Annotated in this window: 12 protein-coding genes and 1 tRNA gene; 2 read left to right on the top strand and 11 right to left on the bottom strand. The window is 71.4% G+C overall.

The window, feature by feature from the left end; translation table 11 throughout:
• Positions 1 to 74: 74 nt before the first annotated feature.
• A complete protein-coding gene (locus ACQEV8_RS24455) occupies positions 75 to 812 on the top strand; it encodes an AMP-binding protein (protein WP_432963840.1) in 738 nt (245 codons plus the stop codon).
• A 67-nt stretch (positions 813 to 879) separates the two neighbouring features.
• Here ACQEV8_RS24455 and ACQEV8_RS24450 read toward each other — a convergent pair.
• From ACQEV8_RS24450 to bldG, 11 genes are all read right to left on the bottom strand, one after another.
• Positions 880 to 956 (bottom strand) — tRNA-Thr (locus ACQEV8_RS24450).
• A gap of 108 nt (positions 957 to 1,064) precedes the next feature.
• Positions 1,065 to 2,729, bottom strand: coding sequence for an alpha/beta hydrolase (locus tag ACQEV8_RS24445; protein WP_432963837.1), 1,665 nt, complete (start codon positions 2,727 to 2,729; stop codon positions 1,065 to 1,067).
• A 153-nt stretch (positions 2,730 to 2,882) separates the two neighbouring features.
• On the bottom strand, positions 2,883 to 4,088 hold the full coding sequence (locus ACQEV8_RS24440) for a DNA polymerase III subunit delta' (RefSeq protein ID WP_432963834.1): 1,206 nt from the start codon (positions 4,086 to 4,088) through the stop codon (positions 2,883 to 2,885).
• A gap of 206 nt (positions 4,089 to 4,294) precedes the next feature.
• Positions 4,295 to 7,588, bottom strand: a complete 3,294-nt coding sequence (gene tmk, locus ACQEV8_RS24435; RefSeq protein WP_432963831.1) for a dTMP kinase — start codon at positions 7,586 to 7,588, stop codon at positions 4,295 to 4,297.
• Between the two features lie 155 nt (positions 7,589 to 7,743).
• Complete coding sequence (gene topA, locus ACQEV8_RS24430; protein ID WP_432963828.1) at positions 7,744 to 10,608, bottom strand: type I DNA topoisomerase; 2,865 nt, start codon at positions 10,606 to 10,608, stop codon at positions 7,744 to 7,746.
• A gap of 246 nt (positions 10,609 to 10,854) precedes the next feature.
• On the bottom strand, positions 10,855 to 11,052 hold the full coding sequence (locus tag ACQEV8_RS24425; protein WP_432963825.1) for a hypothetical protein: 198 nt from the start codon (positions 11,050 to 11,052) through the stop codon (positions 10,855 to 10,857).
• Positions 11,053 to 11,321: 269 nt separating this feature from the next.
• Entirely contained in the window at positions 11,322 to 12,860 is a 1,539-nt protein-coding gene (locus ACQEV8_RS24420; RefSeq protein WP_432963822.1) for a DUF7059 domain-containing protein, read from the bottom strand.
• A gap of 207 nt (positions 12,861 to 13,067) precedes the next feature.
• Positions 13,068 to 13,649, bottom strand: coding sequence for a small secreted protein (locus ACQEV8_RS24415; RefSeq protein WP_432963819.1), 582 nt, complete (start codon positions 13,647 to 13,649; stop codon positions 13,068 to 13,070).
• Positions 13,650 to 13,842: 193 nt separating this feature from the next.
• Positions 13,843 to 16,248: a sodium-translocating pyrophosphatase gene (locus ACQEV8_RS24410; RefSeq protein ID WP_432963816.1), complete on the bottom strand. Its 2,406-nt coding sequence runs from the start codon at positions 16,246 to 16,248 to the stop codon at positions 13,843 to 13,845.
• 274 nt (positions 16,249 to 16,522) lie between these two features.
• Positions 16,523 to 16,954, bottom strand: coding sequence for an ATP-binding protein (locus ACQEV8_RS24405; protein ID WP_382491091.1), 432 nt, complete (start codon positions 16,952 to 16,954; stop codon positions 16,523 to 16,525).
• Positions 16,955 to 17,087: 133 nt separating this feature from the next.
• Complete coding sequence (gene bldG, locus ACQEV8_RS24400; protein ID WP_003991900.1) at positions 17,088 to 17,429, bottom strand: anti-sigma factor antagonist BldG; 342 nt, start codon at positions 17,427 to 17,429, stop codon at positions 17,088 to 17,090.
• Between the two features lie 78 nt (positions 17,430 to 17,507).
• Between bldG and ACQEV8_RS24395 the strand changes: the two genes are divergently transcribed.
• Positions 17,508 to 20,147, top strand: coding sequence for a DEAD/DEAH box helicase (locus ACQEV8_RS24395; RefSeq protein WP_432963810.1), 2,640 nt, complete (start codon positions 17,508 to 17,510; stop codon positions 20,145 to 20,147).
• The last annotated feature ends 13 nt before the right edge of the window (positions 20,148 to 20,160 follow it).

Here is a 20,160-nt window from a genome sequence, read left to right as displayed (position 1 = left end):
CCACCTTGCGAGGGGGTGTTGACCTCGTCCTCGAGCAGCTTGTCCGGGCCTGATACAGGTACGGCGGCGGATCCGTGTCGGGGCGGGCTCCCACCCGCGTCGACGAAGCCCTCCTGGAACAGCACGAGTTCCGTCCGGTTGCCGAGGACCGGCCCGGCCGTGACGTGGTCAGCTGCGGCAGGGCCGAGGAGTACACGGTACGGATCGTCGATCCGGCCACCCGCGAGGTGCTGCCCGCGGGCCGGGTCGGCGAGATCTGGCTGCGCGGGCCCAGCGTCGCGCAGGGCTACTGGGACCGCGAGGAGGCCACCGCCGAGGCGTTCGGCGTCAGCACCCTCGACGGCGACACCGGATACGTCCGCACCGGCGACCTGGGCACGCTCCACGACGGCGAGATCTACGTCACCGGCCGTCTCAAGGAGATGCTGATCCTGCGCGGCCGCAACATCTACCCGCAGGACGTGGAGCACGGCCTGCGGCACCTGCACCCTGAGCTGGTGGGACTGTTCGGTGCCGCGTTCGCCGTCCCGGTGGCCGGCGCCGACGGCGCCGACGGCGCCACCGAGGAGCAGCTCGTCGTCGTGCACGAGGTGCGCGGCTCGGTCGGCGCCGACGAACTCCCCCGCCTCGCCGCCCGGGTCAGGGGCGGCATCGCCCGTGACTTCAGCGTCCGGCCGGCGGCGGTGGCCCTGGTCAGGCGCGGGGCGGTGCTGGGCACCACCAGCGGCAAGATCCAACGCGCCGCGATGCGCGCGCAGTACCTGGACGGCCTCATGGAGAGCCGTCACCTGGACGGCCCGCCGGCTGCGTAGCCCGAGAGCACGGACCCGAAGAGAACAGGAAACCCCAGGTCACGCCTAATGTGACCTGGGGTTCCAGTGGAGCCGCCTTCGGGATTCGAACCCGAGACCTACGCATTACGAGTGCGTTGCTCTGGCCATCTGAGCTAAGGCGGCGCGCTGTACACACTATGGTGCGATCAGCAACGACGGTAAGTCTACACAGTTTCGAAGGGTGCTCCGTACCGGCCCCGGAGGTGCGCCCTCCGGGGCCCGGGGCTGCGGTTATGAGCAGCGCTTTCCGTCCTCGGGCGGGGTGCCGCGGAGGAGGTAGGCGTTGATCGTGCGGTCGATGCAGGCGCTGCCGCGGCCGTAGGCGGTGTGGCCGTCGCCCTCGTAGGTGAGGAGGCGGGCCGAGGAGAGCTGGCCGGCCAGGGCCCGCGCCCAGCGGTACGGCGTCGCCGGGTCGCGGGTGGTGCCGACCACCACGATGGGGGCCGCGCCCTTCGCCTCGATGCGGCGCGGCTCGCCCGTGGCGTGCACCGGCCAGTACGCGCAGTTCAACGAGGCCCAGGCGAGGCCTTCGCCGAAGACGGGGGACGCCTTCTCGAAGTCCGGCAGCGCCCCGCGCACCTGCTCGGGGGTGTCGAAGGCGGGCGGCAGGTCCAGGCAGTTCACCGCCGCGTTGGCGAACATCAGGTTGCTGTAGGCGCCGTCGGTGTCCCGCTCGTAGTAGCCGTCGGACAGGACGAGGAGCCCGGCGCCGTCGTTCTCCTTCATCGCGGAGGTCAGCGCCTCGCGCAGCTGCGGCCAGGCACCCTCGTCGTACATGGCCGCGATCACACCGGTCGTGGCGAGCGACTCGGTGAGGCGGCGGCCGTCGGGGTCGCCGGTGGGGACGGGCTGGTCGTCCAGTTCCTCGAAGAACGCCTTCAGGTTCTTGCCCACCCGCTCTGGCGAGGTGCCCGAGCCGCCCAGCGGGCAGTCGGCCTGCCGTACGCAGTCCCGCGCGAACGACCGGAACGCCGTCTCGAAGCCCGCCGTCTGCTCCAGGTTCAGCCGTCGCGCGGGCAGCGACGGGTCCATCGCGCCGTCCAGCACCAGCCGGCCCGCCCGGTCCGGGAAGAGCCCGGCGTACGTCGCCCCGAGGAACGTCCCGTAGGAGGCGCCGACGTAGTTCAGCTTCTTGTCGCCCAGCGCCGCCCGCACGATGTCCATGTCCCGGGCCGCCTCCACGGTGGACACATGACGCAGCAGCCTGGGCGAGTCCGCGCCGCAGCCCTCGGCGAACGTCCGGTACGCCGCGACCAGCCCGTCGCCCTCCTTCCCGTCATCGGGCGTGATGTCCGTCTGCGTGTACGTGTCCATTTCCGGCCCGTCCAGACACTCGACGGGCTCGCTGCGGGCCACGCCGCGCGGGTCGACCGCCACCATGTCGTAGCGGGCCCGGACCTCGGCCGGGTAGCCGATTCCGGCGTACGACTCCATGTAGCCGATCGCCGAACCGCCCGGCCCTCCGGGGTTCACGAGCAGTGAGCCCAGCCGGTCGCCCGTGGCCTTCTTGCGGGCGACGGCGAGCCGGACGTCACCGGCGGACGGCCTGGCGTAGTCGAGCGGCGCCTTGACGGTGGCGCACTCGAAGCCGGGGACGCCGCAGCCGCGCCAGTCCGGCTTCTGCGCGTAGTACGGCGTGAGCGCCGCGGGGACGGACTTCGGCAGCGCGGCCAGCGCCGCCGGCTCCGCCGCCGCCGAGGCCGCGGACGTCGTCGGGCTCCCCGAGGAACACGCGGAGACCAGCAGCGCGGCCGTGGCGAGGAGGCCGACAGCGGTCCTGCCTCCGCCACGAGCCCTGCGGTGGGCGCCGCCGGAGCCCGCGCGGCGGGAAGCGGGGGTGGAGGCGGAGCGGAGGGCCGAGCGGGAGGCGGTGCGGGGAGTGCGCCTTGTGTGCATTCAGCGAGCGTAACTCTGCGCGACGAATTGAGTGCCGTGCGTGCGTGTCGTGCCTCGTACGAGTTACAACCTCAATCTCCGATGTCCCTCCGCGTCCCTCCGCGTCCCTCCGCGTCCCTCCACGTCCCCCGCGTCCCCCGGCCTCGCCGGGTGTCAGCCCGCTCTGAGCGCCATCGTCATCGCCTCCACGGCGAGCAGCGGCGCCACGTTGCGGTCGAGCGCGTCACGGCAGCCGGCGATCGCCTCGATGCGGCGGAGCGTGGACTCCGGGGAGCTGCCACGGGCCAGGCGCTCCAAGGCGTCCTCGGCGTCCGCGTTGGCGATGGCCACGCGGGAGCCGAGCTGGAGGGCGAGGACATCGCGGTAGAAGGCCGTGAGGTCGGTCAGGGCGAGGTCCAGGCTGTCGCGCTGCGTGCGCGTTCTGCGGCGCTTCTGCTTGTCCTCCAGGTCCTTCATCACGCCGGCCGTGCCACGCGGCATCCGGCCGCCCTGGGCCGCGCCGAGAGCGGCCTTCAGCTCCTCGGTCTCCTTGGCGTCCATCTCCTCGGCGAGCTGCTTGGCGTCCTCGGCGGCCGCGTCGACCAGCTCCTGGGCGGCCTTCAGCGCGCCGCCGACCTCCTCCACGCGCAGCGGCATCCGCAGCACGGCGGCACGGCGTTCGCGGGCGGCCGGGTCGGTGGCCAGGCGGCGGGCCCGGTCGACGTGGCCCTGGGTCGCGCGGGCCGCCGCGGCGGCGGCGGCCGGCTCGATGCCCTCGCGTCGTACGAGCATGTCGGCGACGGCGTCGACCGACGGCGTGCTCAGGTTCAGGTGGCGGCAGCGGGAGCGGATGGTCGGCAGGACGTCCTCGATGGAGGGGGCGCACAGCAGCCAGACCGTGCGGGGGGCGGGCTCCTCCACCGCCTTGAGGACGGCGTTGGCCGACTTCTCGTTCAGCCGCTCGGCGTCCTCGACGAGGATGATCTGCCAGCGGCCGTTCGCCGGCGAGGTGAACGACTTGCGGACGGTGTCGCGCATGTCGTCGGCGAGGATCTGTGCGCCGACCGCGGCCACGGTGGTGACGTCGGCGTGCGTGCCCACCAGTGCCGTGTGACATCCGTCGCAGAAGCCGCAGCCCGGGGAGCCGCCGAGGGCACGGTCGGGGCTGACGCACTGCAGCGCCGCCGCGAAGGCCCGAGCCGCCTGGTTCCGCCCGGCTCCGGGCGGGCCCGTGAAGAGCCACGCGTGGGTCATCTTCGACGCCTCGGGCGGAGGGGTGTCGGCCGTGGCCGCGGTGACCAGGGCGTCGGCGTCCCTGGCGGCGGCGCCCAGCTGCTCGCTCACCCTCTCCTGCCCGACGAGGTCGTCCCACACGGTCATGGGTCACGCCACCTTTCCGTCACGTCCACGTCCACGGACCGTACTGCCGCGCCGCGGATCGTTCTGCCGCGCCACGAACCGTTCTTCAGCGTCCGCGGATCGTTCTGCCGCTGCGAGATCCATTGTGGGGGCGACCACTGACAACCGGCCGCGGCCCTCTGAGGGCCGCGGCCGGTGATCTTGCCAACTGCCTGCCGGGCAGGGCCTCAGCGGCCCCGGCCCCTCCCCCGGCGCCCACGGCCCTCGTCCGGGTCGTCGTCGTGCGGTCCGAGCAGCTCGTCCGCGAGGGAGGGCAGGTCGTCCAGCGGCGTCTCCTCGGCCCAGTCGGACCGGCGGCGGCGTGGCTCGCCCTCGGCGTCGACCTGGGGCAGCTCACGCGTACGGTCCTCGGTCCCGTCGGGACGGGAGACCGGGGAGTCGTCCCGGAAGTACCCGGGCGGAACCCGGTCCGCCGGTTCTTCCCCGCGTACGGGCGATTCGTCCCCGCGTACGGGCGGCAGTACGGCCGTCTCGTCCCCTGCCCAGGTGGGCGTCTCCTCGGCCCCGGGGCGAACCGCGGGCAGCACCTCGGTCTCGTCGCCCGCCCGGGGAGAAACCGGCGGCAGCACCTCCGTCTCCTCACCCGCCGTCGGCGGCACCGGCGGCTTGGGCAGCTCGGCCGTCACCTCGGCGTCGTCCCGCACGCGGCGCAGCACCGTCGTCTCGTCGACGGAGCCGGAACCGGTGCCGGCACCCGCCCCTGACCCGGACCCAGCCCCGCCCGGGGCGTTCTCCGGTGTCACCACGGGCGTCGGCACGGTCGCCGCGTCCCGACCGGCCGACGTACGAGAAGCGCCCTGCGGAGCGGAACCCTGGGCAGAGCCCTGAGGGGAACTCTTCGGCCCCGCCTCCGCCGCCGCGGCCGCCGCCTCCGCAAGCCGTCGCGCCTCCTCGGCCCGCAGCAGAGCCGCCTCGGCCTTGCGCTGCTTCTCCAGGCGGAGCGCCTCCGCCTCGGCACGCAGCCGGGCCTCTTCCTCGGCCTGCTTGCGGCGCCGGTCCTCCTCGGCCTTGCGGCGGGCCTCTTCCTCGGCCCGGGCCTTCTCCTCCGCGAGGAGCCTCGCCCGCTCCTCCTCGGCCTTCTTCTGCGCTTCCTCGGCCCGTCGCCGGGCCTCCTCCGCCTGCCGTTCGGCCTCGCGCCGCTGCGCCTCCTCCAGCTCGCGCCGCTTGCGCTCCTCCTCCTCGGCGCGCAGCTTGGCGAGCTGCTCCTGGCGCTCGCGCTCCAGGCGCTCCTCCTCGGCCTTGCGGGCGGCCTCTTCCTCGGCCTTGCGGCGCGCCTCCTCCTCGGCCTTCTTCCGCGCCTCCTCCTGGGCCTTGATCTCGGCCTCGGACAGCGGCAGCACCTGGTCGAGCCGGTGCCGGATGACGGTGGTGACGGACTCGGGCTCCTGGCCGGCGTCCACCACCAGGTACCGCCCGGCGTCGGCCGCGGCCAGGGTCAGGAAACCGGAGCGCACGCGTGCGTGGAACTCGGCGGGCTCCGACTCCAGCCGGTCGGGCGCCTCGGTGAACCGCTCGCGCGCGGTCTCCGGCGCGACGTCCAGCAGGACGGTCAGATGCGGCACGAGCCCGTTCGTCGCCCAGCGGTTGATCCGGGCGATCTCGGTCGGCGACAGGTCGCGGCCCGCGCCCTGGTAGGCCACGGACGAGTCGATGTACCGGTCTGAGATGACGACAGCGCCGCGCTCCAGGGCGGGCCGTACGACGGTGTCGATGTGCTCGGCCCGGTCCGCCGCGTACAGCAGCGCCTCCGCGCGGTGCGAGAGGCCCTCGCTGGACACGTCCAGCAGGATCGACCGCAGCCGCTTGCCCACCGGCGTCGCCCCCGGCTCGCGCGTCAGCACGACCTCGTGGCCCTTGCCGCGGATCCACTCGGCGAGCGCCTCGGCCTGCGTGGACTTGCCGGCCCCGTCGCCGCCCTCCAGCGCGATGAAGAATCCGGAGGTCGCGGGCGCCTGGTCCGGGTCGTCGCCGCCTAGCAGCGCGTCCCGCAGGTCCTGCCGCAGCGGCACGCCGGAGCGGTCGTCGACCTTGGCCAGCACCAGCGCGGCGACCGGCAGCAGCAGGGCGCCGGCGAGCATCAGTGTGAAGGCCGCGCCGCCGTGCGCGAAGACGAACTTGCCGCTCTCCAGCCGGTGCGGCCCGATCGCCGCCGCCACCAGTGGGGCGATCACCGCGGCGAGCGCCACGCAGACCCGGACGACCGCGTGCAGGTGCTCGGTCGTACGGGGCCGCCGGTACTCCTCGGTCTCCTGGTCGAGCAGCGTGTGCCCGATGTTGGCGGAGATGCCCGCGCCGACACCGGCCAGGGCGAGGATCAGCAGCACGGTGGTGACGTCCGGGACCAGCCCGGCGGCCAGCAGCGCGATCCCGGTGAAGGCGATCACCAGCGCGAGCATCCGGCGGCGCGACAGGGCGGGCAGCAGGGCGGGCGCCGTACGGATGCCGGCGACGACACCGCCGGTGAGCACGCCCACGAACAGGCCGTACAGCACCGGGCCGCCGCCCAGGTCCTTGGCGTGCAGCACGGCCACGGCTACGGCGGCGGACACCGCGGCGGCGACGGCGGCGCAGGCCAGCACCAGCAGCGGCATCGCGCCCGTGCGCCCCTTGTCGGTGCCGGTTCCGGTCTTCGGACGGCGCAGCCCCTCGAGTGGCGACCGCGCGCGCGGGGTGCGCGTGGCGGGCAGTTCGAGGAAGGTGAGCACGGAGAGGGACGCGGCGAACAGCCCGGCCGCCACGTACGAGGCGAGGGCCGCCTGGTGCTGGCCGAACCAGTCGATGCCGACGCCCAGCAGATTGTTGAACAGGGCCGCGACGACGAGCACGACGGCCGCGAGCGGGATCGCGACGAAACCGGTGCGCAGCGAGAGCCGGCGCAGGGCGTCCAGGTGGTCGGGCAGCGGCCGGACCGTGGCGCCTTCCGGCGGCGGTGCGGGCAGCAGCGCGGGGGCCGCACTCTCGCGGCACACCGTCCAGAAGCGCTCGGCGACTCCGGTCACGAAGGCCGTGACGAGGAGCATGGCCAGCGCGTCCTCGGGCATCCAGTCGATCCACAACGGCGCGACGATGAGCAGCGCGGCGCGCAGCCCGTCCGCGCCGACCATGGTCCAGCGGCGGTCGAGCGGGCCGTCCTGGGAGGTGAGCGCCGTGAGCGGACCGAGGAGCACGGCGCCGAAGAGGAGCGTCGCGAGGACGCGCACCCCGAAAACGGTCGCCACTGCGAACGCCACGCCTCGATAGCCGCCTCCGAACGCACCCTCGGCGACAGCCGCCTGGAGGGTGAGCAGGACCAGCACGAGAAGCGCCAGGGTGTCGCCCACACCGCTCACGAGCTGTGCGCTCCAGAGCCGCTTCAACTGCGGACGGCGCAGCAGGGCTCGGACGGCGCGCTCGCGGGAATCCGCGACCAGGGCATCGTCGGGGGCCGGCGGAGAGGCCGTGGGGTGCTCGGCTCGCGTCATGCGTTCAGCCTATCGGGAGCCACCGACACCCTGGAGGGCCCGGTCTGGCATGCGCACGCCCCGACACCGAAGTGTGCCGGGGCGTTCGCTTTTCGAACCCTGGGCGAAGATCCGGACCTTGCTGGTCCGGATCCCGGACAGGTCCTGAAAGGACCTCAGTCCTCCGCCGGCTTCGAGGCGGTCACCGTCTTGGCCGCCGTCTTGGCCGTCGTCTTCTTCGCCGTAGTGGTCTTCTTGGCCGTCGTCTTCTTCGCGGTCGTGGTCTTCTTCGCCACGGTCTTCTTGGCCGTCGTCTTCTTCGCCGGGGCCTTCTTGGCCGCCTTCTTGGCGGTCTTCTTCGCCGGCCCCTTGGCACGCTTCTCGGCGAGCAGCTCGAAACCGCGCTCCTGGGTGATCGTCTCGACGCTGTCACCCGAGCGCAGGGTCGCGTTGGTCTCCCCGTCGGTGACGTACGGCCCGAAGCGGCCGTCCTTGACGACGACCGGCTTCTCGCTCACCGGGTCGGTGCCCAGTTCCTTCAGCGGCGGCTTGGCGGCCGCCCGGCCCCGCTGCTTCGGCTGGGCGTAGATCGCCAGCGCCTCTTCCAGCGTGATCGTGAAGAGCTGCTCCTCGGCCTGGAGCGAGCGCGAGTCCGTGCCCTTCTTCAGGTACGGGCCGTAGCGGCCGTTCTGCGCGGTGATCTCCTGGCCCTCGGCGTCGGCGCCGACGACACGCGGCAGCGACATCAGCTTCAGGGCTTCGTCGAGCGTCACCGTGTCCAGGGACATCGTCTTGAAGAGGGAGGCCGTACGCGGCTTGACCGCGTTCTTGCCGGTCTTCGGGGTGCCCTCGGGGAGGATCTCCGTCACGTACGGGCCGTAGCGGCCGTCCTTGGCGACGATCGTGTGGCCGGTGGCCGGGTCGGGGCCCAGTTCCCAGTCGCCGCTCGGCTTGGCGAGCAGTTCCTCGGCGAGGTCGACGGAGAGCTCGTCCGGCGCCATGTCGTCCGGGATGTCGGCGCGCTGGTGCTGTTCGGTGTCCTTCTCGCCGCGCTCGATGTACGGCCCGTAGCGGCCGACCCGCAGCACGATGTCGTTGCCCACGGGGAACGACGACACCTCACGCGCGTCGATCGCGCCCAGGTCGGTCACCAGCTCCTTGAGACCGCCGAGGTGGTCCCCGTCGCCGTTGCCGGCGTCGGCGGCACCGCCCTCGACGCCCGCGGCGGAGCCGCTGTCGGACGCTGTCTCACCGAAGTAGAACCGCTTCAGCCACGGCACGGCCCGCGCCTCACCGCGGGCGATGCGGTCGAGGTCGTCCTCCATGCTGGCGGTGAAGCTGTAGTCGACGAGCCGCCCGAAGTGCTTCTCCAGGAGGTTGACCACGGCGAAGGACAGGAAGGACGGGACGAGTGCCGTGCCCTTCTTGAACACATAGCCGCGGTCGAGGATCGTGCCGATGATCGACGCGTACGTCGACGGGCGGCCGATCTCGCGCTCCTCCAGCTCCTTGACCAGGGAGGCCTCGGTGTAGCGGGCCGGGGGCTTGGTGGCGTGCCCGTCGACCGTGATCTCCTCGGCGCTCAGGGCGTCGCCCTCGGAGACCTGGGGCAGCCGGCGCTCGCGGTCGTCCAGCTCGGCGTTCGGGTCGTCGGCACCCTCGACGTAGGCCTTCAGGAAGCCGTGGAAGGTGATCGTCTTGCCGGACGCGCTGAACTCGACGTCCCGGCCGTCGGACGCCGCGCCGCCGATCTTCACCGTGACGCTGTTACCGGTCGCGTCCTTCATCTGGGAGGCGACGGTGCGCTTCCAGATCAGCTCGTAGAGCTTGAACTGGTCGCCGGTCAGTCCGGTCTCGGCGGGAGTGCGGAAGCGATCACCCGACGGGCGGATCGCCTCGTGCGCCTCCTGCGCGTTCTTGACCTTCCCGGCGTACGTCCTCGGCTGCGGCGGCAGGTAGTCGGCGCCGTACAGCTGCGTGACCTGGGCACGGGCCGCGGCGACCGCGGTGTCGCTCAGCGTCGTGGAGTCCGTACGCATGTAGGTGATGTAGCCGTTCTCGTACAGCTTCTGCGCGACCTGCATGGTGGCCTTCGCGCCGAAGCCGAGCTTGCGGCTGGCCTCCTGCTGCATCGTCGTCGTACGGAACGGGGCGTACGGCGAGCGGCGGTAGGGCTTGGACTCGACGGACCGGACGGCGAACCGGGTCTGCTCCAGCGCGGCGGCGAGTGCGCGGGCGTTCACCTCGTCGAGGTGGAGGGTGTTCGCGCTCTTCAGCTGTCCCAGGGAGTCGAAGTCGCGGCCCTGCGCGACCCGCCTGCCGTCGACGGTCTGCAGGCGCGCGACCAGCGACGACGGGTCCGACGAGTCTCCGGCGCGGCCGGTAGCGAAGGTGCCCGTCAGGTCCCAGTACTCAGCCGAACGGAAGGCGATGCGCTCGCGTTCCCGCTCCACCACGAGCCGGGTGGCGACCGACTGGACACGGCCCGCGGACAGCCGCGGCATGACCTTCTTCCACAGGACCGGCGAGACCTCGTAGCCGTAGAGGCGGTCGAGGATGCGGCGGGTCTCCTGGGCGTCGACGAGCTTCTGGTTGAGCTGGCGCGGGTTGGCCACGGCGGCCTGGATCGCGGCCTTGGTGATCTCGTGGAAGACCATCCGCTTGACCGGGACCTTGGGCTTCAGGACTTCCTGGAGGTGCCAGGCGATGGCCTCGCCCTCGCGGTCCTCATCGGTGGCGAGGAAGAGTTCGTCGGACTCCTTCAGCAGGTCCTTGAGCTTCTTGACCTGTGCCTTCTTGTCGGCGTTGACCACATAGATCGGCTGGAAGTCGTGTTCGACGTCCACACCGAGGCGGCGGACCTCGCCGGTGTACTTCTCGGGCACCTCGGCGGCGCCGTTGGGAAGGTCGCGGATGTGCCCGACGCTCGCCTCGACGATGTATCCGGGGCCGAGATAGCCCTTGATCGTCTTCGCCTTGGCGGGCGACTCGACGATGACGAGTCGGCGGCCGCCCTCTGCGGTCTCGCTGGTCGGGGACAACTTCGCTCTTCTCTCCGGTCGACGCTGGGGCCTCCCCGGAGCCGATGGCCCGGGGCTGGGTCGTGGTGACGCTGCGGAGTGTGACGGTACAGCCCGCCCCCGTGTCAAACGGGAAAAGCCCGCAACGGCCACTCGAACGGTAACCCGACTACCACCATTCCTGCCGCCCGGAGTGCCCGTACCCGGCCCGGCCCTATGCGGAGCGCGACCTCTCGATTACCGGCGGGCGCGACGCCGACTCGGGCTTCACAGGCGGGTGAAGCACCAGGATCCGACCGCCAGGGCGAGCACCGCGACAACGCTCGCGAGGGTCGCAGATGCGACGGGCCTCACACCCTCGGCGACGGGCCGCTGCTGACGTACGCGCGCCACGGTCCACGCCAGCAGTCCGCCTCCGAACAGGGAGAACACCGCTCCCGCGAAGATCGCCGGTTCGCTCTCCATGGCCCCCGCGCCCCTTCTCCCCAGTCTGCGACTCTCCAGCCCGGGGAGGCTGACACGCGTGGGCGGCGGGCAGGCGAACCGTAGGTGAACGCCGGGGCGACGCGGCTGTGGACCGGGGAGGACCGGGCCCTCGGGACCCGTTCGGGACGAGGTGTCCAAATCGACTCGAAATTTATTGGCGGGCCCCTTCTCCAGGCCCCTTCCCGGGCCCTTTCCCCAGGCCTCTCAGCTTCTCCGGGCCCCTCGGCGCGCCGCCCCGCCGGGTTCCCTCAGCGGACCGGCTCCAGGAACCCCTGCTCCACGAGCAGCCGGATCTGCGCCGGTGTGCGGTCGCGCAGCAGCACCGGGTCCTCGCCGATCAGCTGGGCGATGGCGTCGAGGATGCGGCCCGCGCTCATCGTGCCGTCGCAGACGCCCGCGAAGCCCGCGCCGACCGTGTCCACCCGGGTCGCCCGGCGCATACCGCGGTTCTGGCGCAGCACGACATGCTCGGGGTCCTCGGCGCCGGGCAGCCCGACCTGTTCCTGCACGACCTCGGCGGCGAGCCGGAAGTGCCCTTCGAGCAGGGCGGCGTCGTCGTGGCCGCGGAGGTGGTCGAGCCGGTCGAAGTGGGCCCTGATGGTGTCCCCGAGCGGCTGCTCGACCGGATGCGGCCATTCCTCCACCGTGAGGGAGGGCACGGCGGCGCCCGTCCTGCGCAGGGTGATCCAGCCGAAGCCGACGGCCTTCACCTTGCGCGCCTCGAACTCGTCGAGCCATGCGTCGTACCGCGCCTGGTACTCCGCCGCGTCGCCCTCGTGGTCGCCCGCGTCCCGCAGCCACAGCTCGGCGTACTGGTTGATGTCCTGTAGCTCGCGCTGCACGATCCACGCGTCGCAGCCCCGGGGCACCCATGACCGGAGCCGGTCCTGCCAGTCCTCCCCTTCCACGTGCTGCCAGTTGGCGAGGAACTGCGCGAACCCGCCCTCGTTCAGCCGCTCCCCCGCCTCAGAAACGAGCGTGCGGCACAGATCGTCCCCGCCCATGCCGCCGTCGCGATAGGTGAGCCGGGCACCGGGAGAGATCACGAACGGCGGGTTCGAGACGATCAGGTCGTACGTCTCGTCGTCCCGGACCGGAGTGAAGAGGGAGCCCTCGCGCAGCTCGGCGGCCGGGGCACCGGACAGAGCCAGCGTGAGACCGGTGATGTGCAGCGCGCGCGGGTTGAGGTCGGTGGCCGTCACGCGGGTGGCGTGCCGGGCCGCGTGCAGCGCCTGGATGCCGGAACCGGTGCCGAGGTCGAGGGCGGCGCCCACGGGCGTACGGACGGTGATGCCGGCGAGGGTCGTGGAGGCGCCGCCGACGCCCAGGACGACTCCCTCGTCGCGCCGGCCGATCCCGCCGGCGCCGCCGACCGCGCAGCCCAGGTCCGACACGATGAACCAGTCCTCGCCGCCGGGCCCGCCGTACGGCCGCACGTCCACCGTGGCGGCGAGCTCGTCCGCACCGGCGCGCTTGAGCCAGCCGCTCTCCAGGCAGGCGTCGACGGGCAGGGCGTCCGCCACGCGCGCGTGCGGCACGGGCTGCTGCAGCAGGAACAGCCGGACGAGCATCTCCAGCGGCGTGTCCCCGCGGGTCGCCCGGAGCGCGGGAACGGTCTCGCTCCGGGCCAGCGCCGCGTACGCGGGGGCGCCGAGCAGTTCGAGCAGTCCGTCGGCGGTGAAGGAGGCCCCGAGCAGGGCGTCCCGGAGCCGGGCGGCGGCCTCGGGGCGGTCGGGGGCGGGCAGCGGGGACAGGGGTGACTGGCTGGCGTTACTCACGCCCCCCATTGTGGCCGCAGGCTCGGGTGACGCACGTGCCCGTGCCGGGTATCGCGCAGGCCGGTGCGGCTCGTCTCAGCCATCACTCCCGGCTGAGCCGTCACTCCCGGTTCAGCCATCACTCCCAGCTGAGCCGTCACTCCCGGTTCAGCCATCACTCCCAGCTGAGCCGTCACTCCCGGTTCAGCCGTCGCAGCCCCCTCGCCAACGGCCGGCTCAGGTCGCCGACGCCGGTCCCGTCGCCGCCTTGCAGCTCGACTGCCGGGCCATCGCCTGGCCGACCTCGCCCTCCTCCAGGTTGCTGAGCGCGTCGTTGCCGCTCTTGCTCAGCTTGTCCAGCTCGGTGGCGATGTCCTTGAGACCGTCGGCGAACTTGCCCTGGTCCTTCGTGTCGAGCCCGTCGACCTGCTTCTTCAGCGAGGCGTACGACGCGGAGATCGTGTTGAGCTCCTTGACCGCGTCCTTCTGCTTCGTCTCGCCGTTCTCGACGTCCGGAGCGCCGGCCTTGTTCACCGCGGTCCCGATCGCCTTGTAGGCGTCGGACATGTCCTGGAAGGCCTGTGCGTCGGTCTTCTGGACGTCCTCCGGTGTGCTGTTGTCCGAGGTCTCCTTCTGGATCGAGGCATTGGCCGACTCGATCTTCTTGGCCTGCGGCTGTACGGCGTCGCAGACGTCCTTGGCCCAGGAGTCCAGCTTCTCGTTCTCGTCGCCGCCGCAGCCCGACAGCGCCAGTACCAGTACCGCACCGCCGGACAGTGCGGCCGCGAGCTTCTTGTTCACCGGTTTGGTCCCTTCCATGGCTCTCGGCCCCGGAACATACACGCCAGGGGCACGGCAACCGCACGCCGAGAGCCTATTAAGACCTTTTTGTTACCTTTTGATCCGAGCGAGACAAGGCTCACGATGAGGCGTGCGGACACATAGGGCGGGCGGGCGACGCGCCAACGCGCGCCGCCCGCCCGCACCTTGAGCTGGGGCTTGACGGACCTCGCTACGAAACCACCGCCGGATCCGGAGACTTGGGTTCCGGTTCGGCGTTGTCTTCGTCACCTACGGCGATGCCGCGCCGCTTTGACACATAGACCGCCCCGGCGATCACGGCGAACGCGAGCGCCGCGATCAGAATCCGCATGCCGATGCTCTTGTCCGGACCGTAGGAGAACTTGATCACCGCGGGCGCGATCAGCAGCGACACCAGGTTCATGACCTTGAGCAGCGGGTTGATCGCGGGGCCGGCGGTGTCCTTGAACGGGTCGCCGACGGTGTCGCCGATCACGGTCGCCGCGTGGGCCTCGCTGCCCTTGCCTCCGTGATGACCGTCCTCGACGAGCTTCTTGGCGTTGTCCCAGGCGCCGCCGGAGTTGGCCAGGAACACCGCCATCAGCGTGCCCGCGCCGATCGCGCCCGCCAGGAACGCGCCGAGCGGGCCGACGCCGAGCGTGAACCCGATGAAGATCGGCGCCAGCACGGCCAGCAGGCCGGGCGTGGCGAGCTCGCGCAACGCGTCCTTGGTGCAGATGTCGACGACCTTGCCGTACTCCGGCTCCTCGCTGTAGTCCATGATCCCGGGCTTCTCGCGGAACTGCCTCCGCACCTCGAAGACCACGGAACCCGCCGACCGCGACACGGCATTGACCGCCAGCCCCGAGAAGAGGAAGACGACCGCCGCGCCCGCGATGAGACCCACGAGGTTGTTGGGCTGCGAGATGTCCATCATCAGGCTCATCGGGGCACCTTCGCCCCCGAGCTTCTCGCCCACGTCCCGAGCTCCGGTGATGATCGCGTCGCGGTACGACCCGAACAGTGCCGCCGCCGCGAGCACGGCCGTGGCGATCGCGATGCCCTTGGTGATCGCCTTGGTCGTGTTGCCGACCGCGTCCAGGTTGGTCAGCACCTGCGCGCCCGCGCCCTCGACGTCACCGGACATCTCCGCGATGCCCTGCGCGTTGTCGGAGACCGGCCCGAAGGTGTCCATCGCGACGATCACGCCGACCGTGGTGAGCAGGCCGGTGCCGGCCAGCGCCACCGCGAACAGTGCCAGCATGATCGACGTACCGCCGAGCAGGAACGCCCCGTACACGCCGAGGCCGATCAACAGGGCGGTGTAGACGGCGGATTCGAGACCGACCGAGATACCGGCGAGGACGACGGTGGCCGGCCCCGTGAGCGAGGTCTTGCCGATGTCCCTGACGGGGCGGCGGGTGGTCTCGGTGAAGTAGCCCGTCAGTTGCTGGATCAGGGCGGCGAGCACGATGCCGATGGCCACCGCGACGAGCGCGAGGATCCGCGGATCGCCGTCCTTGCCCAGTACGGCGGCATCGGTGACGCCGTCGAGCTCCGAGTACTTCCCCGGCAGGTAGACGAACACGGCCACCGCGACCAGTACGAGCGAGATCACCGCGGAGATGAAGAACCCGCGGTTGATGGCACTCATACCGCTGCGGTCGGCACGCCGGGGCGCCACCGCGAAGATGCCGATCATCGCGGTGATCACACCGATCGCCGGCACCAGCAGCGGGAAGCCGAGCCCGGCGTCGCCGAAGGCCGCCGAGCCCAGGATCAGCGCGGCGACCAGGGTGACGGCGTACGACTCGAAGAGGTCGGCCGCCATGCCCGCGCAGTCGCCGACGTTGTCGCCCACGTTGTCGGCGATGGTCGCGGCATTGCGCGGATCGTCCTCCGGAATGCCCTGTTCGACCTTGCCGACCAGGTCGGCGCCGACGTCGGCGGCCTTGGTGAAGATGCCGCCGCCGACACGCATGAACATCGCGATCAGCGCGGCCCCGAGGCCGAAGCCCTCGAGCACCTTCGGCGCGTCGGCCGCGTACACCAGCACGACGCACGAGGCGCCCAGCAGGCCGAGGCCCACCGTGAACATGCCGACCACGCCGCCCGTGCGGAAAGCGATCTTCATCGCTTTGTGCGAGACGGCGGTCAGATCTTTTTCCGGCTCGCCTGCCGCCGGGGTGGCTTCACGCGCCGCCGCGGCGACACGCACATTACTGCGTACGGCGAGCCACATGCCGATATAGCCGGTGGCTGCCGAGAACGCCGCTCCGATCAGGAAGAACACCGAACGTCCGGCACGCTGATTCCAGTCGTCAGCGGGCAGCAGCATGAGCAGGAAGAACACGACCACGGCGAATACGCCGAGCGTGCGCAGCTGCCGTGCCAGGTAGGCGTTCGCGCCTTCCTGGACCGCTGCTGCGATCTTCTTCATGCTGTCGGTGCCCTCGCCGGCCGCGAGTACCTGGCGCACCAGGACCCCCGCGACCGCGAGTGCCGCCAGTGCGACGACCGCGATGACCACGATGAGGACGCGGTTGCCATCGGTCAGTACGGCGGCTGCGAGGTCTGTGGGATGGCCCGACTGTGGTGAGTTGAAAAGCCCCGCCATTCGTCCTCCTTGACGCTTGGGCTGAGCTCAAGATGTGGACGGGATTGTAGGTACCGGAACCTGATCAAAACAGAGCGCGATAAACGGAATTGGACTTCCGAGGTAATGCCTTGAAAGCATTCTGAGGCGTCCATGGAGCACGCGAATGATCGTGAACGAATTCACGCGATGAACGGCACAGGAACTACTGTAAAGGCGATCACTGACAGCCGCACATGACGAAGGGCCCCACGGGTGGGACCCTTCGTCAGGAACAGCGTGTGGCGTGGCCGGTTCAGACCAGAATCGTCGGCGGCGGCGTGGTCGGCCACGTCATCTTGATCAATCCGCCGTGCTCCCCCGCGCTGACCTCGACGTCGTCGACGAGTCCGCTGATGACCGCGAGGCCCATCTCGTCCTCGTCGGCTTCCCCGTCGGGGTCGCCGGGGCCGGGCGCGTGCTCACCCGGGACCGCGTGCGGGGCCTCGTCGCCGACCTCGATGGAGAACTGCTTCTCCTCCTCGATCAGCAGCACCTTCACCGGTGCCGAGATCCCTACGGTCTGGTGCAGCCCGACGGCGCGGGTGCACGCCTCGCCGACGGCGAGCCTGACCTCGTCGAGGACGGCCTCATCCACTCCGGCCCTGCGCGCCACCGCTGCCGCCACCAGTCGGGCGGTCCTGACGTGCTCGGGCAGCGCGCTGAAGCGGAGCTCAACGGTGGCCATGCATCCCCCTCGCAACTACGGGCGTGCTGTGGGGAGGCTCCGGGCCGCCGAAAGCCCGGGCCCCCTCGGTCTTCACTTCTTCCGAACTTCTGCCGTGCTTCGGCCGGCCCGGGCACAAGGCCCGGGTCCGGTGTCAGTCGGTGGCCGCAACCGCTTCCTCGACCGAGGTGTGAATCGGGAACACCTTGGTGAGGCCGGTGATACGGAAGATCTTCAGAATGCGCTCCTGGTTGCAGACCAGGCGCAGGGAGCCCTCATGGGCTCGCACGCGCTTCAGGCCGCCGACCAGTACGCCGAGTCCGGTGGAGTCGAGGAAGTCCACGCCCTCCATGTCGACGACAAGGTGGAAACTGCCGTCGTTCACCAGCTCGACCAACTGCTCGCGCAGCTTGGGCGCGGTATATACGTCGATTTCGCCACCGACCCTGACGATCGTGCGATCGCCCATGGTCTCGGTCGACAGGGACAGGTCCACGGATCCTCCAGCACCTTGCTATCGAGCGGTCGCCCTTGGGGCACTCGGCTTCAGCCCTTGGACGCTTCGCCAGCCGCGATGGCATTCAATCACTTACCGGCAGGCGTGCACGACGCCTTGGCTCCATTGTCCGTCACGCCAGTGACACACTCGGTGCCGATGGCCAAGAATCACCGATCCGATCGAACCCCGACGGACCCCGCCTCCCGACCCGCGCCGGGCGTGGTCCTGGACCGGCTCGCATCCGGTCCGAGCAGGGCTTCGCGCATTACTCATACGGAGCACTTGCCCCCGCGCGCGGGTCGGCATGCCGTCTGGCCGGACCGGATCCGCGCGGAGGTCGTCGCCGCCGTGCGCGCCGCGGGCATCGAACACCCCTGGGCACATCAGGCCCGTGCGGCCGAGCACGCGCTGGACGGCGAGTCGGTCGTCGTCGCGACGGGCACGGCCTCCGGCAAGTCCCTGGCGTACCTCGTGCCGGTCCTGTCCGCCCTTCTGGACGGCGCCGAGGCCCCGAACGGCCGTGGCGCGACCACCCTCTACCTGGCTCCCACCAAGGCTCTTGCGGCGGACCAGTGCCGTTCGGTGAAGGAACTTTCACATCCGCTGGGCCATTCGGTGCGCGCGGCCGTCTACGACGGCGACACTCCGTTCGAGGAACGCGAATGGATCCGCCAGTACGGCAACTACGTCCTGACCAACCCGGACATGCTGCATCGCGGCATACTCCCGTCCCACCCTCGCTGGTCCTCCTTCCTGAAATCGCTGAAGTACGTCGTGATCGACGAGTGCCACACCTACCGCGGCGTGTTCGGCTCGCACGTCGCCCAGGTGCTGCGCCGACTGCGCCGGCTGTGCGCCCGCTACGGGGCCTCGCCCGTGTTCCTGCTGGCCTCCGCCACCGCCGCCGAGCCCTCGGTGGCGGCCGGCCGTCTCACCGGTCTACCAGTGCTGGAGGTCGCCGACGACGCCTCTCCACGCGGCGAACTGGTGTTCGCCCTGTGGGAGCCGCCGCTGACCGAGCTGCACGGCGAGAAGGGCGCCCCCGTCCGCCGCACGGCCACCGCGGAGGCCGCCGACCTGCTGACCGACCTCACCGTGCAGGGCGTGCGCTCGGTCGCCTTCGTGCGCTCCCGGCGCGGCGCCGAGCTGATCTCGGTCATCTCCCAGGAACGTCTGGCCGAGGTCGACCGGTCACTGGCCCGGCGTGTCGCGGCGTACCGGGGCGGCTATCTCCCGGAAGAACGCCGCGCACTCGAACATGCCCTCCATTCGGGTGAACTCCTGGGCCTCGCCGCGACGAACGCCCTCGAACTCGGCATCGACATCTCCGGCCTGGACGCGGTCGTCATCGCCGGCTACCCCGGCACCCGCGCCTCCCTCTGGCAGCAGGCGGGCCGGGCCGGACGGTCCGGGCAGGGGGCGCTGGCCGTCCTGGTGGCCCGCGACGACCCGCTGGACACGTTCCTGGTCCACCACCCGGAGGCCCTGTTCGACCAGCCCGTCGAGTCCACGGTCCTCGACCCGGACAACCCCTATGTGCTGGCCCCGCACCTGTGCGCGGCCGCGGCGGAACTGCCCCTGACGGACGAGGACCTCGACCTGTTCGGCCCGGCGTGTGAGGGCCTGCTGCCGCAGCTGGAGGCCGCTAAGCTGCTGCGCCGCCGCACCAAGGCCTGGCACTGGACGCGCCGCGAGCGCGCCGCCGACCTGACCGACATCCGCGGTGAGGGCGGACGCCCGGTCCAGGTCGTCGAGACCGGCACGGGCCGGCTGCTCGGCACGGTCGACGCCGGCGCCGCGCACTCGACGGTGCACGAGGGCGCGGTCCACCTCCACCAGGGCCGCACCTACCTGGTGCGCTCCCTGGACATGAACGACTCCGTCGCCCTCGTCGAGGAGGCCGCACCGCCGTACTCCACGGTCGCCCGCGACACGACGTCGATCTCCGTCCTGGAGACGGACACCGAGATCCCCTGGGGCGACGGCCGCCTCTGCTACGGCTCCGTCGAAGTCACCAACCAGGTCGTCTCCTTCCTCCGCAGACGCCTCATCACCGGTGAAGTGCTGGGCGAGACGAAACTCGACCTCCCTCCTCGTACCCTGCGCACCCGGGCCGTGTGGTGGACCGTCACCGAGGACCAGCTGGACCGGGCCCGGATCAACCCGGAGATCCTCGGGGGCTCCCTGCACGCCGCCGAGCACGCCTCGATCGGCCTGCTGCCCCTCTTCGCGACCTGCGACCGCTGGGACATCGGCGGCGTGTCGACCCCGCTCCACCCCGACACGCTGCTGCCCACGGTCTTCGTCTACGACGGCCACCCCGGGGGCGCGGGCTTCGCGGAGCGCGCCTTCCACACCGCCCGCACCTGGCTGACCGCCACCCGCCAGGCCATCGCCTCCTGCGAGTGCGACGCCGGCTGCCCGTCCTGCATCCAGTCCCCCAAGTGCGGCAACGGCAACGACCCGCTGCACAAGAGAGGGGCGGTGCGGCTGCTCACGGTGCTGCTGGAGGGCGCACCCGAGGAGCAGGAAGCGGCGGAGAGCGTGGCGGCCGGGCAGCCGACCGGAGGCCCGGGGGAGCCGCTGGAGAACCGGCCGGCGCACTCCCCACCGCCGACGGGAGGCCCGGAGAAGCCGCTGAAGGGCCGGCCCACGTCTTCCCCACCGCCGACGGGAGCTCCCGGGGAGTCGTCGGAGGCCCCGCCCTCGCTCTGACCTCCGACGTGAA

It is taken from the genome of Streptomyces sp. CA-179760, from assembly GCF_050937045.1.
GTDB lineage: Bacteria > Actinomycetota > Actinomycetes > Streptomycetales > Streptomycetaceae > Streptomyces.
Note: the sequence above shows the minus strand (reverse complement) of the source record. Positions and strands in the feature narration are given on the sequence as shown.